The 15097-nt window shown below is 57.5% G+C and carries 16 protein-coding genes and 2 tRNA genes; 3 read left to right on the top strand and 15 right to left on the bottom strand.

The window, feature by feature from the left end; translation table 11 throughout:
- Nucleotides 1–12: 12 nt before the first annotated feature.
- Nucleotides 13–681 carry an OB-fold protein gene (locus VF716_RS00085; protein WP_074859110.1) on the bottom strand — a complete coding sequence of 223 codons (669 nt, stop codon included), beginning with the start codon at nt 679–681 and terminating at the stop codon, nt 13–15.
- A 137-nt stretch (nt 682–818) separates the two neighbouring features.
- Here VF716_RS00085 and VF716_RS00090 point away from each other — a divergent pair, with 137 nt between their 5' ends.
- On the top strand, nt 819–1694 hold the full coding sequence (locus VF716_RS00090; protein ID WP_033997851.1) for a helix-turn-helix transcriptional regulator: 876 nt from the start codon (nt 819–821) through the stop codon (nt 1692–1694).
- 14 nt (nt 1695–1708) lie between these two features.
- Nucleotides 1709–2287, top strand: coding sequence for a plasmid pRiA4b ORF-3 family protein (locus VF716_RS00095; protein ID WP_074859107.1), 579 nt, complete (start codon nt 1709–1711; stop codon nt 2285–2287).
- Between the two features lie 365 nt (nt 2288–2652).
- On the opposite strand, the gene VF716_RS00100 is transcribed toward VF716_RS00095, so the two are convergent.
- From VF716_RS00100 to VF716_RS00155, 12 genes are all read right to left on the bottom strand, one after another.
- Entirely contained in the window at nt 2653–3609 is a 957-nt protein-coding gene (locus VF716_RS00100; protein ID WP_074859101.1) for an inovirus-type Gp2 protein, read from the bottom strand.
- A gap of 359 nt (nt 3610–3968) precedes the next feature.
- Nucleotides 3969–4184, bottom strand: coding sequence for an AlpA family transcriptional regulator (locus VF716_RS00105; protein ID WP_024915821.1), 216 nt, complete (start codon nt 4182–4184; stop codon nt 3969–3971).
- Nucleotides 4185–4401: 217 nt separating this feature from the next.
- A tRNA-Pro gene (locus VF716_RS00110) sits at nt 4402–4478 on the bottom strand.
- 85 nt (nt 4479–4563) lie between these two features.
- Nucleotides 4564–4920, bottom strand: a complete 357-nt coding sequence (locus VF716_RS00115) for a MerR family transcriptional regulator (protein ID WP_011913481.1) — start codon at nt 4918–4920, stop codon at nt 4564–4566.
- Nucleotides 4901–5203, bottom strand: coding sequence for an integration host factor subunit alpha (gene ihfA / locus VF716_RS00120; protein ID WP_011913482.1), 303 nt, complete (start codon nt 5201–5203; stop codon nt 4901–4903). Before ihfA ends, VF716_RS00115 begins: the two co-directional genes overlap by 20 nt.
- Nucleotides 5204–5206: 3 nt before the next feature.
- Nucleotides 5207–7585 (bottom strand): phenylalanine--tRNA ligase subunit beta, encoded by a 2379-nt coding sequence (gene pheT / locus VF716_RS00125; protein WP_049325849.1) that lies wholly within the window; start codon nt 7583–7585, stop codon nt 5207–5209.
- A 31-nt stretch (nt 7586–7616) separates the two neighbouring features.
- Nucleotides 7617–8621: a phenylalanine--tRNA ligase subunit alpha gene (gene pheS / locus VF716_RS00130; protein ID WP_049325873.1), complete on the bottom strand. Its 1005-nt coding sequence runs from the start codon at nt 8619–8621 to the stop codon at nt 7617–7619.
- A 174-nt stretch (nt 8622–8795) separates the two neighbouring features.
- Nucleotides 8796–9152 (bottom strand): 50S ribosomal protein L20, encoded by a 357-nt coding sequence (gene rplT / locus VF716_RS00135; RefSeq protein ID WP_003282569.1) that lies wholly within the window; start codon nt 9150–9152, stop codon nt 8796–8798.
- Between the two features lie 27 nt (nt 9153–9179).
- Nucleotides 9180–9374, bottom strand: a complete 195-nt coding sequence (gene rpmI / locus VF716_RS00140; RefSeq protein ID WP_003298367.1) for a 50S ribosomal protein L35 — start codon at nt 9372–9374, stop codon at nt 9180–9182.
- 59 nt (nt 9375–9433) lie between these two features.
- On the bottom strand, nt 9434–9985 hold the full coding sequence (infC, locus tag VF716_RS00145; protein WP_169918131.1) for a translation initiation factor IF-3: 552 nt from the start codon (nt 9983–9985) through the stop codon (nt 9434–9436).
- Complete coding sequence (thrS, locus tag VF716_RS00150) at nt 9985–11907, bottom strand: threonine--tRNA ligase (protein WP_053527226.1); 1923 nt, start codon at nt 11905–11907, stop codon at nt 9985–9987. The genes infC and thrS overlap by 1 nt, the downstream gene beginning before the upstream one ends.
- Before the next feature lie 226 nt (nt 11908–12133).
- Nucleotides 12134–12210 (bottom strand) — tRNA-Val (locus VF716_RS00155).
- Nucleotides 12211–12378: 168 nt separating this feature from the next.
- Here VF716_RS00155 and VF716_RS00160 point away from each other — a divergent pair.
- On the top strand, nt 12379–13662 hold the full coding sequence (locus VF716_RS00160; RefSeq protein ID WP_440551189.1) for an NAD(P)/FAD-dependent oxidoreductase: 1284 nt from the start codon (nt 12379–12381) through the stop codon (nt 13660–13662).
- Here the strand turns inward: VF716_RS00160 and VF716_RS00165 are convergent.
- Both VF716_RS00165 and VF716_RS00170 read right to left on the bottom strand, forming a co-directional pair.
- Nucleotides 13659–14618 carry a PA2778 family cysteine peptidase gene (locus tag VF716_RS00165; protein WP_440551191.1) on the bottom strand — a complete coding sequence of 320 codons (960 nt, stop codon included), beginning with the start codon at nt 14616–14618 and terminating at the stop codon, nt 13659–13661. The two genes, VF716_RS00160 and VF716_RS00165, sit on opposite strands and share 4 nt — an antisense overlap.
- On the bottom strand, nt 14615–15016 hold the full coding sequence (locus VF716_RS00170) for a PA2779 family protein (RefSeq protein WP_011913489.1): 402 nt from the start codon (nt 15014–15016) through the stop codon (nt 14615–14617). The genes VF716_RS00165 and VF716_RS00170 overlap by 4 nt, the downstream gene beginning before the upstream one ends.
- Between the last annotated feature and the right edge of the window lie 81 nt (nt 15017–15097).

The raw sequence follows: 15097 nt of genomic DNA on the forward strand, positions 1-15097 counted from the left end.
CACGCTGAAGACTCAGTTGGCGGGAGCGCAGTCCTTGGACATTGGCGTCTTGGCCACATCACCGCCCCCAATGCAGATCAAGCTGATGCGCATACCGCTCTGCAGGCCTGCGGCGTAGTTGGCATGGGCGTCATCGAGCTGGAATTGCGGCTCCATGAACTGGTTTACCCCGCCACGCAGGGTGACGTAAGGATTACCGAACAAATCGGTATTGATCGACTCCACCACGCCAGTGACCTTGAAGCGCTTACCTTTGAACTGCTGATCGGCTGCGACCGTATTGCGGTCATACGCCTGAGCCAGTTGCTGAGCGCTGATTTCGCGCAGTGGTTCGGCAGACGCCGACACCTTTGCTGGCTGACTCCGGCTGGTGGTGGCCGCCGCTGACCGCGTATCGCTCCGCTCGTGCCCAGCCATAAGAAACAGCGCCAACGCCAACCATGAAAAGCCAATTACCCGGCTCGTGGTGCTATGCCCTTGGCGCAGCAAGAACCAGGCAAAAACGACCGGGAACAGAAAAACGCCCACGCCGAGCCAGAAGCCAACGCTGCGGATAACCTGCACCCTGGGTTGGGCTTGAACAGGTGCCGGCTGCTTAGCGATAGGCGCCCCACAGTGCGGGCAGGCTGCAGCCTGGTCGCTGGCCATGCGGTCGCATTCTTCACAGTTGATCAATGCCATGTTGCTACTCCTTGATTGCTCTTCCTGGATTGGCCGGCGCTGCCGACTTGCTTGTGCGAATCAAGATATGTAGCGTGACTAGACGTATCTAGAGTGTTTGCCTGTACAGGTAAAGTTTTCGAGCAGATGGAGGGGCCATGAAACGCAAGCAGTCAATCGAGTCCGTGCGCTGGGATCTGGCCCTGCGCTATCGCCTGATCGAGACAGTGGCCTGGTGGGAGGGCCGCCTGACCACCAATCACCTAATGCAGAGCTTCGGCATCAGCCGCCAGCAGGCGTCGAAGGACATCAACACCTACATCAGCGAACACGCGCCGAAGAACCTCGAATATGACAAGCATTTGAAGGGGTACGTCCCGAGCCGACGCTTCCAACCGCTGTTCATCGACGACAGCGCCAGCGCCTATCTGCACCTGCTCAACCAGAACCATGAGCGCGCCCCGCATATCGAGGGCCTGGCACTGGCCTATGCACACACAGAGGTACTGGCAGTGCCGGATCGCTCGGTAAGGCCGGAAGTGCTGCGCCCGCTGCTCAAAGCCTGCCGGGAGGGGCTGCGCCTGGAATGCGAGTACGTGTCCTTCACCACGCCCGATGGCGAAACCCGCCTGATCGCCCCGCACACCCTGGTTTACACCGGCATGCGCTGGCATGTGCGGGCCTATTGCGAGAAGAATCGGGATTATCGTGACTTCGTTCTGAGCCGCTTCCGGGGCATACCGGAACTGATGGATGATCCGACCGATCACGGCCGCGAGAGTGATCCGGGCTGGGCCACATCACTGCCGGTGATCATCGAGCCCGACTCGCGCCTGAAACCAGAGCAACGCGCCATCATCGAGGCCGACTACGGCATGCAGGATGGCCGGCTGGTAATCGAAACCCGCGGCGCTCTGGTGCAATACGTGCTGCAGCGCTATCAGATCGACCCGACCAAGGTGCATGCCAAGGCGACGGCGCAGCAGATTGTCGTCGCCAATCTGGATGAACTGCAGCCGTGGCTGTATCACTGAGCAAGGATAAAGACATGGCCACGCAACCGATGCTCTACACCCTGCATATCCAGCTGGAGCCGCTGCAGCTCGATCCGCCGATCTGGCGGCGCATCCGCGTCAGCGGCGACTGCACCCTGCGTAAACTGCACCACTTCATTCAGGCGGCCATGGGCTGGCACAGCAGCCATCTGCATGAGTTCAGTTTGGGGATGAACCGCTACATGCCCCTGGATGCGGAATTTATGGACGACGACGAGGCGCTGGATGACCGCAAGTTCAAGCTGCGCCGCATGCTGAAGGAAGGCGACCGCCTGCGCTACCTCTACGACTTTGGCGATAGCTGGCAGCATGTGATCGCCGTGGAGACTATCGAGCCCTGCGACTTCACGGGCACCTGGTGCGAGGTGCTGGATGGCGCCCGCGCCTGCCCTCCTGAGGATGTAGGCGGTGTGCCGGGTTATCTGGATTTTCTGGCACTGATCCAGCAACCGGCCAGCGAGGAAGGCCGAAACGCACTGGAATGGGCCGGTGGCTGTTTCGACCCCGAAGGATTTGATCGCCGAGCGGCCAACGCGGCTGTGCAGCGGATCTGCAACAACCTGTGGGGCTGAGTCAGCAGCGCCCCCAGCAACCCCAGCAGATGCAGTCTGACAGGCTGTTCACGATGAGCAACCTGACTAGCAGGATCGATACCGCCGCGATATCGAAGTCCGGACGCTCACTGGACTGCACCGCCATAGGCCAGCCTGGCCAGTCCGAGCAAGATCGCTACAAGACAGACAAGGGCCAGGACATCATGAGGCGAGATCAGCAAAGTGAACATGGCAAACCTCCGGGTAGGTGATCGCTCGACCATAGCGAGGCGTTCCTGCCATGGCGACCTGTCCACTTTTGGCATGTAACCAAAGTGGACAGATCTTCCGTTCAAACGATGGATGCGGTATTGAGACACACCATCCTCGCCCATGATGTTCGACTATCGGAGCATTCCCGTCCTTAGGCATCGAGCTCCCTCGGGCCTCAAGCGCAGATGCTGAGCATCCTTGACGAGATACTTCACCACCTTGTGTACATGGCGCCGAATCCCTCGATCATTCCTCTTGATGCGACCGATACCACACTCGTCTCCATGCTGCTCCTTGTCATGGTTACAGCTATGCGAATAGCCCTGGCCACGGGTGATGTCTTCCCACAACTCGCCTAGCTGGATGGTCTTGTAGACATCGCCACGCACCTCGTTGCCATTGAAGAAGTAAGCAGCATGGATGTGGTAGCCCCTGCCCTCGTGGTGATCACCTTGCTCGACCGAGTAAATGTGGCCGATGAGATGCTCGAAGATCGGGTTCCGTCTGTGCTCGTAGATCAGATCATCCAGGTCATCGAATACGTGCTCGGCACGTAGCCTAGCCTGCGCCGCAGCACGGTAATGGAAGTCGACCCTGACGATGGTGATACGCGAATAGAGCTCACATAAGGCATCGGCGTAGTCGCAGACTTGGATCTCCTGCTTCCTGGCCTGATAGCGGTGGTCATCTGTCTTGCGGCGATACCACCGTTCACGAGTCAGTTGACGGATCCGGGCGACCAAGACGTTCATGCTGCGATGATGATCCAGGTAGGCAGTGCCCCCTTCATTCAGGCAGACCGGGCCATTAGGGTGACGCTCCAGCCCGATGTCCTGACATGCAGCCCTGAACGCTTGCAGGTGCTCGCTGTAGTCGTAGGGCACACGATCATCGAACAGGTCGACCATCTGCTTGATGTGCGTCAAGTACCGGGAGAGCCTGGTCTCTTCGACACGCTCGTAACCCGTACGAGTCTGCTTGATTCGGTATGCCGGTGAGTCAGAGTCTTCGATGACCTGGACAAGTCGCTCGATCTGGAGAGCAATGTCAGATTGGGGGAGGTGGGTGTAGGTCTTGCGATTGTTCATGGTGGTATCCCTCGTTGTTTAAGGCATACCAGAAGGTGGTCTAGTGATTTTTTACGATGGACTATCCCTGACTGGGCAGTGGGTAGGTACTGTGCAGCAATGCCATGGTATAAACTATTGAAATATAGATAATGATAGTCGGTAGCTATTAGCTATATCACTAGAGAGCAGCTCACCCCCAAGAAGACCACCCCGACGAAACCAAGCAATGGCGAGCAATATTGCCAAGCCTGCCAGGGGATTTGCCAGATCACATTTTGGGAGAGTTAGCTGAGAATGCAGACCTCTCCACGCGGCATAAGCGCCATGACCAGCCGTAGCCAGCCATTGCGCAGATGGTCCGTTCTAGCTGGCGACACTCAGAGGCCGGTGGGACGCGAAGCAGTTCCCTCAGTCAGGTCGCGCTCCTGAATCCTGGCCAGGATCCAGTCGTGCACCTCGCTTTCAATCCAACCGACGCTACGCCCAACCAGAGGGACAGGTTTGGGAAACTCCCCCAAACTGATGAGCTTGTAGATTGTAGATCTCGCCAAACCGGTGGAGCTAACCACACCCCTCAAACGAATAATTCTCAAAACACTACCCCTCTGTCATATGCCACACAGGCACGAAACAGAGGACTTTCACAACACGAAAGCATCTCGGCAATGGAATCCACCAGTTCGAACACGCACAAATGATCTAACGGTGACCCAACGGTGACCAAAATACCGGAAATCAGCCCAAGACAGAAAAACGACGAGCATAAAAAAATCCAAGCACCCGTAAGTGCTTGGATTTTCTAGGGTTTTTTGGTCGGGACGGAGTGATTCGAACACTCGACCCCTTGCACCCCATGCAAGTGCGCTACCAGGCTGCGCTACGCCCCGACGAATGCTGTCAGCACTGCTGAAAGCGGATCGAACTATACATTAAGCATCTGAAAAAGTGAAAGTTTTTTAGAGCCAAGTAAAGCTATTTCCTCAGAACCTGCAGCACTTCCTCAAGCTCCGAAATCATCTGCCGAATCAGCTGCTTGTATTGGGTGGTGTCGTCGCGCGCTTCGTCACCGGACATGCGCTGCCTGGCGCCTCCGATGGTGAAACCCTGGTCGTAGAGAAGCGCGCGAATCTGACGGATCATCAACACATCTTGCCGCTGATAGTAGCGCCTGTTACCACGACGCTTCACCGGGTTCAGCTGAGGAAACTCCTGCTCCCAGTAACGCAGCACATGGGGTTTCACCGCGCAGAGTTCGCTGACCTCACCAATGGTGAAGTAGCGCTTGCCCGGAATGGCAGGAAGCTCGTCGTTATGGCTTGGTTCCAGCATAGGCCTCGACTCTCGCTTTGAGTTTCTGCCCAGGACGGAACGTCACCACACGACGCGCCGTGATAGGAATTTCCTCACCCGTCTTCGGATTACGACCTGGGCGCTGACGTTTATCGCGCAGGTCGAAGTTGCCGAAGCCGGACAACTTGACCTGTTCGTTGTGCTCGAGCGCCTGTCGGATTTCCTCGAAAAACAGCTCGACCAGTTCCTTGGCCTCGCGCTTATTCAAGCCCAGCTCTTCATATAGACGTTCCGCCATTTCAGCTTTCGTCAGAGCCCCCATACGCTATTTCCTTAACGTGGCGTTGAACCTTTCTTCCAGGGAGGTGAGGATTTTCTGCATCGCACCGTTCACCTCATCGTCGTTTAGAGTGCGCGATGGGTGCTGCCAGGTCAAGCCGACTGCCATACTTTTGCTAAGGGGATCAATACCTTTCCCCTGATAGACATCAAATAGCTTGAGGTCTGTCAGATTCTCGCCCGCAGCATCACGAATGCAACTCAGGATGTCTTCGGCCGCGATCTCCCGCCCGACCAGCACAGCAAGGTCACGCCGGACTTCCGGGAATCGCGACAGCTCCGTGAAGGAAGGCATCCGCCCCTCGGCAATCTCGCTAAGCTTCAACTCGAACATGTAGACCGGCTGATCGATACCCAGGGTGCTTGCCAGCTCAGGATGGAGACTCCCAACGAATCCGACCAGTCGGCCGTCGCGCTCGATACGCGCGGTCTGCCCCGGGTGCAGTGCCGGATGTTCTCCCGCAACGAAACGATAGACGCCAGCATTTCCGGCAAAAGCAAGCAGCGCCTCGACATCTGCCTTGATGTCGTAAAAGTCCACCGCCTCGCGCGAGTTCGTCCAACCCTCTGGCTGACGACTCCCGGTTAACACGCCAGCCAGCATGCTTTCCTGCTCAAGCTCTTGTAACTGACCAACAAAGCGCAACCCTGCCTCGAACAGACGCACGCGTGGTTGCTGCCGGTTGAGGTTGTACTGCAGCGCCTTGACCAGCCCTGGCCAAAGCGACGCGCGCATGGCCGCCATATCAGCGGAGATCGGGTTGGCAAGCTGCAACGGCTTCATGTCAGGACTGAACAGCTCGAACAACTTGGGATCAATGAAGCTGTAAGTGATCGCCTCCTGATATCCGCGGGCGACCAGTAAACGCCGAAGCAAAGGAAGCTCGGCACGAGCCTCGGGCTTTGCCTCAGGTGCAAGCCGGGCCTGCGGATAACGCACGGGCAAGCGGTCATAACCATACAGCCGACCCAGCTCTTCGATCAGATCGACCTCAAGACTGATATCGAAGCGGTGACTCGGAACACAGACTTGCCAGCGACCTTTAGCCTCTTCGGTAACCACCAAGCCCAAGGATGCCAGCAGGCGCACCACTTCGGCGCCATCCATTTCCAGCCCCAGCATCTGGTTGATGCGCTCCGCGCGTAAAGTTACTGGAGCGACTTTCGGCAAGTCGTCTTCGCTGACCACCTCAATGATCGGCCCCGCCTCGCCGCCGACGATATTCAGTAGCAAACTCGTTGCGCGCTCCATCGCCTGACGGGCGAGCTGCGAGTCGACGCCCCGCTCGTAGCGATGGGACGCATCGGTGTGCAAGCCGTAGGAACGAGCCTTGCCGGCCAGCGCAATGGTGTCGAAAAAAGCACTTTCGAGGAAGATATTCTGGGTAGCAGTGCTTACGCCGCTGTGCTCTCCACCCATGACACCGGCGATGGCAAGAGCGCGCTGATGGTCTGCAATAACGAGCGTATCCGCACGCAGGGCGATCTCTTGACCGTCAAGCAAGACGAGCTTTTCGCCCTCTTCAGCCATCCGAACCCGGATACCGCCCTTGATCTCGGCAAGATCGAAGGCATGCAAGGGCTGACCCAATTCGAGCATTACGTAGTTGGTTACATCGACGACCGCATCAATGCTACGGATATCGGAGCGGCGAAGGCGCTCAACCATCCAAAGCGGCGTCGGGCGCGACAGATCAACATTACGGATAACACGCCCGAGATAACGCGGGCATGCCTTGGGGGCCAGGACCTCGACTGGACAGGTGTAGTCATGGTGCAGCGGGGCCAGGGCGAATTGCACCGGACTCACCACTGAGTCATAAATGGCGCCAACTTCACGAGCCAAGCCAGCGATGGAGAGGCAATCACCGCGGTTTGGGGTCAAACCGATTTCAATGCTTGCATCGTCAAGACCGAGATACTCACGAAAATCACTACCGACCGGCGCATCGCCGGCCAGCTCCATCAGTCCGCTATCGTCACTCCCCACCTGCAGCTCGGTTTCCGAGCAAAGCATGCCATTGGATTCGATACCGCGGAGTTTGGCCTTCTTGATCCTGAAGTCGCCTGGCAATTGAGCACCGATCATTGCAAACGGGATCTTCAGGCCTGGCCGCACGTTCGGGGCTCCGCAGACGACCTGAAAGGTTTCACTTCCATTGCTGACCTGACAGACCCGAAGCTTGTCGGCATCAGGATGCTGCACGGTTTCGAGGACCTCACCAACAACCACACCGCTGAAGCTGCCAGCAACGGGCGTCACAGCATCAACCTCAAGCCCCACCATGGACAGACGAGCAACCAGCTCCTCGCGGGAAACCTGCGGGTTTACCCAGCTCCGCAGCCATTGTTCACTGAATTTCATGCTGTTCTCCTGGAAACTACAGCGTCATTTCTTAGCGGAACTGCTCAAGAAACCGCAGATCGTTGTCGAAAAAAATACGCAGATCCGTGACCCCGTAGCGCAACATTGCAAGCCGCTCGACACCCATTCCGAAAGCGAAGCCCTGATACCTATCCGGGTCGATTCCAGACATTCGCAACACGTTCGGGTGCACCATCCCACAACCCAGAACCTCCAACCAATCCGACTTGGTTTCGCCGTTCTTGGTTATGACCCGCCGAATATCAACCTCGGCCGACGGCTCGGTGAAAGGGAAGAATGAAGGACGGAAACGCACCTCAAGATCAGCCTCAAAGAACTCTCGCAGAAAAGCCTGAATAGTGCCTTTGAGGTCCGCAAAACTGACGCCCTCGTCGATCAACAAGCCTTCGACCTGATGGAACATCGGAGAATGCGTCTGATCAGAGTCACACCGATATACGCGACCTGGACAGATAATGCGTATCGGCGGCTGCTGCGACTCCATTGTCCGAACCTGTACCGAGGACGTATGCGTACGAAGAACCGTGTTGGCATTGAAATAGAAGGTATCGTGCATTGCCCGTGCGGGATGGTGGCTAGGAATGTTGAGCGCCTCGAAGTTGTGATAGTCGTCCTCAACTTCAGGACCCTCGGCAACGCTATAGCCAATGCGACTAAAAATTTGTTCCATTCGCTCCAAAGCCCGAGAGATTGGATGCAATCCCCCGCTTGCCTGTCCGCGCCCAGGCAGTGTCACATCGATTCGCTCGGCTGACAATTTGGCATCCAAAGCAGCCTTCTCTAGGTCAGCCTTGCGAGCATTCAGGACATCCTGAACACTGCTCTTGGCGGCATTGATCAGCGCACCAGCCTGCGGCCGCTCCTCAGCAGAAAGCTTCCCCAAGGTTTGCATCAACTGGGTGAGCTCGCCCTTCTTACCCAGATATTGGACGCGCACCTGCTCGAGAGCCGCAATGTCTCCACTTCGTTGCACAGCCTCAAACGCTTGCGAGACCAGTGCATCCAAATTTTCCATGTACATAACCTCCAGAGGTTCTTGCAGAACCGCGCTGGTATCGTCCCGTAGCGACCGACTGCCAAGCGCCCTTTTGCAAAAGCCCCTTCTCAGATACGAAATAGGGGAAGAGCACAAGGCTCTTCCCCTATTGATGACGTTGCAACGAACCCGAAGATTCGCGATTGCCGGGGCTTAAGCCAGAGAAGCTTTGGCTTTCTCGACAATCGCAGCAAAGGCTGCTTTTTCGTTCACTGCCAGATCGGCCAGAACCTTGCGGTCGATCTCGATGGCCGCCTTCTTCAGACCGGCGATCAGACGGCTGTAGGACAGACCGTTGACACGAGCACCAGCGTTGATACGGGCGATCCACAGAGCGCGGAACTGACGCTTGCGCTGACGGCGGTCACGGTAGGCGTATTGGCCAGCCTTGATTACCGCCTGCTTGGCAACGCGGAATACGCGCGAACGCGCACCGTAGTAGCCTTTGGCGAGTTTCAGAATTTTCTTGTGACGGCGACGGGCAACGACGCCACGCTTAACACGAGCCATGAGTTATTCCTCTGAGTCTTGACCGGATCAACGAACGCGCAGCATGCGCTCCACTTTTGCAACGTCAGACGGATGCACTTGCGAGCAACCGCGCAGCTGACGCTTACGCTTGGTGGTCATCTTGGTCAGGATGTGGCTCTTGAAAGCGTGCTTGTGCTTGAAGCCGTTAGCAGTCTTTTTGAAGCGCTTCGCAGCACCACTTTTGGTTTTCATCTTTGGCATGTTCGTACTCCGCATTCAATAACAACAGTTAACCATCAGGCCTGCCAGTGCCCGGGAGGTTACTTACGCTTCTTGGGAGCGATGACCATCATCAGCTGGCGTCCTTCCAGCTTCGGATGCTGTTCGACGGTACCAATCTCAATGAGGTCAGCTTCGACCCGCTTGAGCAGTTCCATCCCCAGCTCCTGGTGAGCCATCTCACGGCCGCGGAATCGCAATGAAACCTTGGCCTTGTCCCCATCTTCAAGGAAACGTACCAGGTTGCGTAGCTTTACCTGGTAATCCCCTTCTTCCGTCCCTGGACGAAACTTGATTTCTTTGATTTGTTGCTGGTGCTGATTCTTCTTTGCAGCCGCAGCCTGCTTCTTCTTTTCGAAGAGATGCTTGCCGTAATCCATGATCCGGCAGACCGGGGGATTCGCATCAGCGGAAATCTCCACCAGATCCAGCTTTGCCTCTTCGGCGACCCGCAACGCTTCATCAATAGAGACGATGCCAATCTGCTCGCCATCGACACCGATCAGGCGCACTTCGCGCGCGGTGATGTTTTCGTTGATCGGTGCCTTGGGCTGAGCTCGTCTATCCTGTCTCATTTCACGCTTAATAATGATTACTCCGATTCTTGGCGACCACGCCGGGAAACCGCCTGTGCAAGCAGCTGGGCGAATTGTTCGAGCGGCATGGAGCCCATATCGACGCCTTCGCGGGAGCGCACAGCAACGGATCGTGTTTCGACTTCCCGATCCCCGATAACCAAGAGATAGGGTGTCTTGAGCAAAGTATGCTCGCGGATTTTAAAGCCGATCTTTTCGTTTCTCAAGTCACACTTGGCACGGAACCCGCTTTGGACCAGCGTTTTTTCCACCTCTATGGCAAATGCGGCCTGCTTGTCGGTGATATTCATGATCACCGCCTGGGTCGGTGCCAACCACGCAGGGAATGCGCCGGCGTAGTGCTCGATGAGCATGCCGATGAACCGCTCGAACGACCCGAGGATCGCACGGTGCAGCATCACCGGACGCTGACGGCTGTTGTCCTCCGCCACGTAGCTGGCATCGAGACGCTCGGGCAGATTCGGATCGTACTGCAGCGTACCGCACTGCCAGTTGCGACCCAGGCAATCGCGCAAAGTGAACTCGATCTTCGGCCCATAGAAGGCTCCCTCGCCCGGCTGATACTCCCAGGCCAGACCTGACTCATTGAGCGCTTCGGCCAGCGCACTTTCGGCGCGATCCCACAACTCGTCGGAACCGACACGCTTCGCCGGACGGGTCGAAAGCTTCATCGCGATATCGCTGAAACCGAAATCGGCATAGACCTTGAGCGTCAGCTTGATGAAGTCGGCAGCTTCCTTCTTCACCTGCTCCTCGGTGCAGAAGATGTGCGCGTCATCCTGAGTGAAGCCACGCACACGCATGATGCCATGCAGCGCACCAGACGGCTCGTTGCGGTGGCAGGCGCCGAACTCGGCCATGCGCAGCGGCAGATCGCGGTAGGATTTCAGGCCCTGGTTGAAGATCTGCACATGACACGGGCAGTTCATCGGCTTGACTGCGTAATCGCGGTTTTCCGACGAGGTGGTAAACATGTTCTCGGCGTAGTTCGACCAATGTCCGGACTTCTCCCAGAGGATGCGGTCGACTACCTGCGGCGTGCGCACCTCCTGATAGCCGTTCTCGCGCTGCACCTGACGCATGTACTGCTCGAGGTTCTGGTAGAGCGTCCAGCCAGCCGGGTGCCAGAAGACCATACCAGGGGCTTCTTCCTGAGTATGGAACAGGTCGAGTTGCTTGCCGATCCGGCGATGGTCACGCTTCTCGGCCTCCTCGATGCGCTGGATATAGGCGGCCAACTGCTTCTTGTCGGCCCAGGCAGTGCCGTAGATGCGCTGCAGCTGTTCGTTCTTCGAGTCGCCACGCCAGTACGCACCGGAAATGCGGGTCAGTTTGAATGCTTTCAGGAAGCGGGTATTCGGCACGTGCGGGCCGCGGCACATGTCCACATATTCTTCGTGGTAATACAGGCCCATCGCCTGCTCGTCGGGCATATCGTCGACCAGGCGCAGCTTGTAATCCTCACCTCGCGACGTGAAGACCTCGATGACTTCGGCTCGCGGCGTCATCTTCTTGATGACGTCGTAGTCCTTGTCGATCAACTCGGCCATACGCTTCTCGATGGCCGCCATGTCTTCCGGGGTAAAGGGACGATCGATGGCGATGTCGTAATAGAAACCCTCATCGATGACCGGACCGATTACCATCTTGGCGTTCGGATACAACTGCTTTACCGCATGACCGACCAGATGCGCGCAGGAGTGGCGAATGATCTCCAACCCCTCCTCATCCTTCGGCGTGATGATCTGCAGCGAAGCATCGCGCTCGATCAAATCACAGGCGTCGACCAGCTTGCCGTCGACCTTGCCAGCCAGGGTTGCCTTCGCAAGGCCGGCGCCAATGGACTGAGCAACCTCAGCCACGGTAACGGGATGATCGAACGAACGCTGACTGCCATCGGGAAGAGTAATGGTGGGCATGGCGCCTCCTCTCCTAGTGGTGACCCGTACCAAAGGCCACATGGGTTGGGATGAGCCAGGAAAGCGACCCGGCGAGCAGGCCTGCCGCACAATGGCAGGCACCTGATAGGCTCACTCTCGACCGGACCGAAGTCACTGGGAAATACGACTGGCGATGCTTCCAGAACACCGATGCGCTGGCAAGCAAGCCAAAAAAAAGGGTCGCTTGCGCGACCCTTTTTCGAATTGGTAGGCACAATTGGATTCGAACCAACGACCCCCACCATGTCAAGGTGGTGCTCTAACCAACTGAGCTATGTGCCTTCGATGGGGGCGCATTCTAAATGGATGAAAAAAAGAGTCAAGCAGTTTTTTCTGCTAACTCACTGATATTTGGAAAATTTGGAAATCCACACGTATCGCTGGGCCTACCTGGCAAGGCGGCCGGTTAAGCGCTAGCATGCGTAAAATATTTAGAACAGAGATTGCAATATGCCGCACAAGGACTATCCAGCTTCCTACTATGCTGCGACCGCCAATCAAACCGCATCTCGCCCCGCGCTAGCTGATCATCATCAGGTCGACGTGTGCGTCATTGGCGCCGGTTACACCGGTCTGTCCACTGCCCTGTTCCTGCTCGAGAAGGGCTTCAGCGTCACCGTTCTGGAAGCCGTGAAGGTTGGCTTCGGCGCATCCGGTCGCAACGGCGGGCAAATCGTCAACAGCTACAGCCGAGACCTCGACAGCATTGAGCGCAGCGTCAGCGAGCCTGCCGCCAAGCTGATCGGCGAAATGGCATTTGAAGGCGGAAGGATCATCCGCGATCGGGTCGCCCGCTACCACATCAGGTGCGACCTGAAAGACGGCGGCGTGTTTGCTGCTTTCAACAAGAAGCAGATGCACCATCTCGAAGCGCAGAAGGCGCTATGGGAGCGATACGGCTACCAGCATCTCGAATTGCTGGACCAGCATGATATCCAGCAGGTTGTAGCGTCTGATCGCTACGCCGGCGGCATGCTCGATAAACAAGGCGGCCATATCCACCCGCTCAATCTGGCCTTGGGAGAAGCTACGGCGATCGAGTCTCTCGGCGGCATCATCTATGAGAACTCGCCAGCGATCCGCGTCGAGCGCGGCGAGCAGCCGGTAGTGCACACGCCTGATGGGAGTATTCGCGCTAGGTTCGTGGTGGTGGCAGGCAATGCGTACCTAGGCGGCCTGATCCCTGAACTGGCGGCAAAATCGATGCCTTGCGGAACCCAGGTGATAGCTACCGAGCCTCTTGACGAGGAACTCGCTCGCAGCCTTCTGCCCCAGGATTACTGCGTCGAGGACTGCAACTATCTGCTCGACTACTATCGACTCTCGGCAGACAAGCGCCTCATCTACGGAGGTGGGGTCGTTTATGGTGCGCGAGATCCAGCTGATGTCACCTCGATCATCCGACCGAAGATGCTAAAAACATTCCCACAGCTGGCGAATGTGAAAGTCGACTACGCCTGGACGGGCAACTTCCTGCTCACGCTGTCGCGCCTACCGCAAGTCGGGCGGCTGGGAAGCAACATCTATTACTCTCAAGGCTGCAGCGGTCACGGCGTCACCTACACCCACGTCGCAGGCAAAGTGATCGCCGAAGCACTGAGCGGCCAGGCCGAGCGTTTCGATGCTTTCGCCAGCCTGCCGCATTACCCGTTCCCAGGCGGTCAGCGCTTCCAGGCGCCGCTCAGCGCTCTCGGCGCCATGTACTACAGTCTGCGCGACCGAATCGGGTTCTAGTGAACAGGCAGCGGGCACGACGGTGGCGGAGCGCATTGCCGAGCCGCCTGCTCTGCGGCAGCCGGCAAAGGCGCCTTTAGACGGTCATCACCCGGTGCAAGTCGGGCCGAACAGGCTCGAGCCTGCCGGGCCTCCGAGATGCAGCCCTGCTCGGCCATTACCTGCGACAGATTGAACCAACCGATCGCGAACCTCTGGTCCACGCGCACGCTGGCACGCAACGATGCCTCCGCAGCGTGTATCTCACCCGAACCGTACTGGCTGTTAGCCAAGGCGAAGTACGCCAGCGCTGACCCCCAGCGCGCCGTAGCGGCATCGTATGCCTGCCGGGCACCCCGCCGTTGCCCGACCTCCTCCATATCACTGGCACTGCGAAGCCAAACGGCCTCCTGCGCAGTCTCTGGAATCTGAGCTGGTGTCAGGGTGAGCACAGCCCAACGGCCGCCTTTGGCCCAGGATCGTTCGAACTCCCGAAATCCACCAACCCATCGTTCCGTGGTACCGGAACGCAAGATGATCTCCTGCCGCTCAAGATCGAATCCCACCACCACAGCAAAATGCCACTGCGGCCATCGATCGAATGCTAGGTTTTGCAACACAAGCACCGGATTACCCGACGCGATCTCGGTCAGAACATCCTCCAGACGGGGGCGCAGCGGGTAGACCAGCAGCCCGGCGGAGCGAGCAGCAGCCACCATTTCCACCTGTAGACTGCCCTTGCGCTGAGGGATGTAAACCTGCTCGACCAATGCATCGGGCATCGCGTCAATTCCCCGTTGCGACAGCATCGTGGCCAGCGCAGCGGGCCCGCATTGGAAGTCTTCCTGCGGATAGAACGGTACATCAGCCAACTCGGCCCGAACGGGGAGGTGCGAGGCGTCGACAAGCGTCACTGTCGTACGAGCACAGGCCCCGAGCAGGCCGAACAATACAAGCAGGGCTAACCGCAGGCTCAACGGTTGATGCAGTTGACGAAGTTGAAGATGTTGGTCGCGCAGAGCATGTCGGTGATGATGAAGATCACCAGAAACAGCACGATCACACCAACCACACCAGCGCCTGCCGGCGCTTGGTCAAGCTGCTGGTTGAATTGCGCCAGCTCTGCGGCGGTCAGACTGTTGATACGCTTTTCCACTTGGTCACGCTCAACGCCCATAGACTCGAGCTTTTTTTGCACGTCCTGATCTTCCAGCATGGTCAGCAACTGCTGTCTGTCGACTTGCTGCTGATGCTCGGCGACCACTTCCGGCGTTCCGATCATGGCAGCCTGCGCCATGGGAATCTGTGCCACCAACAGGATATGCAAAGCAGCCAGTACGGTAGCGATACGCTTGAGTAACGGGGAGGTAAACATAGCGGAAACTCCTTGTTTTTCTTCAGCCAGGATTGCAAAGCGCCATCAAGCAATAAGACGAAATGACGCCGCTTCGGTTCC

Source organism: Stutzerimonas sp. Brlt_14 (assembly GCF_051948915.1).
In the GTDB taxonomy this organism is placed as follows: domain Bacteria; phylum Pseudomonadota; class Gammaproteobacteria; order Pseudomonadales; family Pseudomonadaceae; genus Stutzerimonas; species Stutzerimonas stutzeri.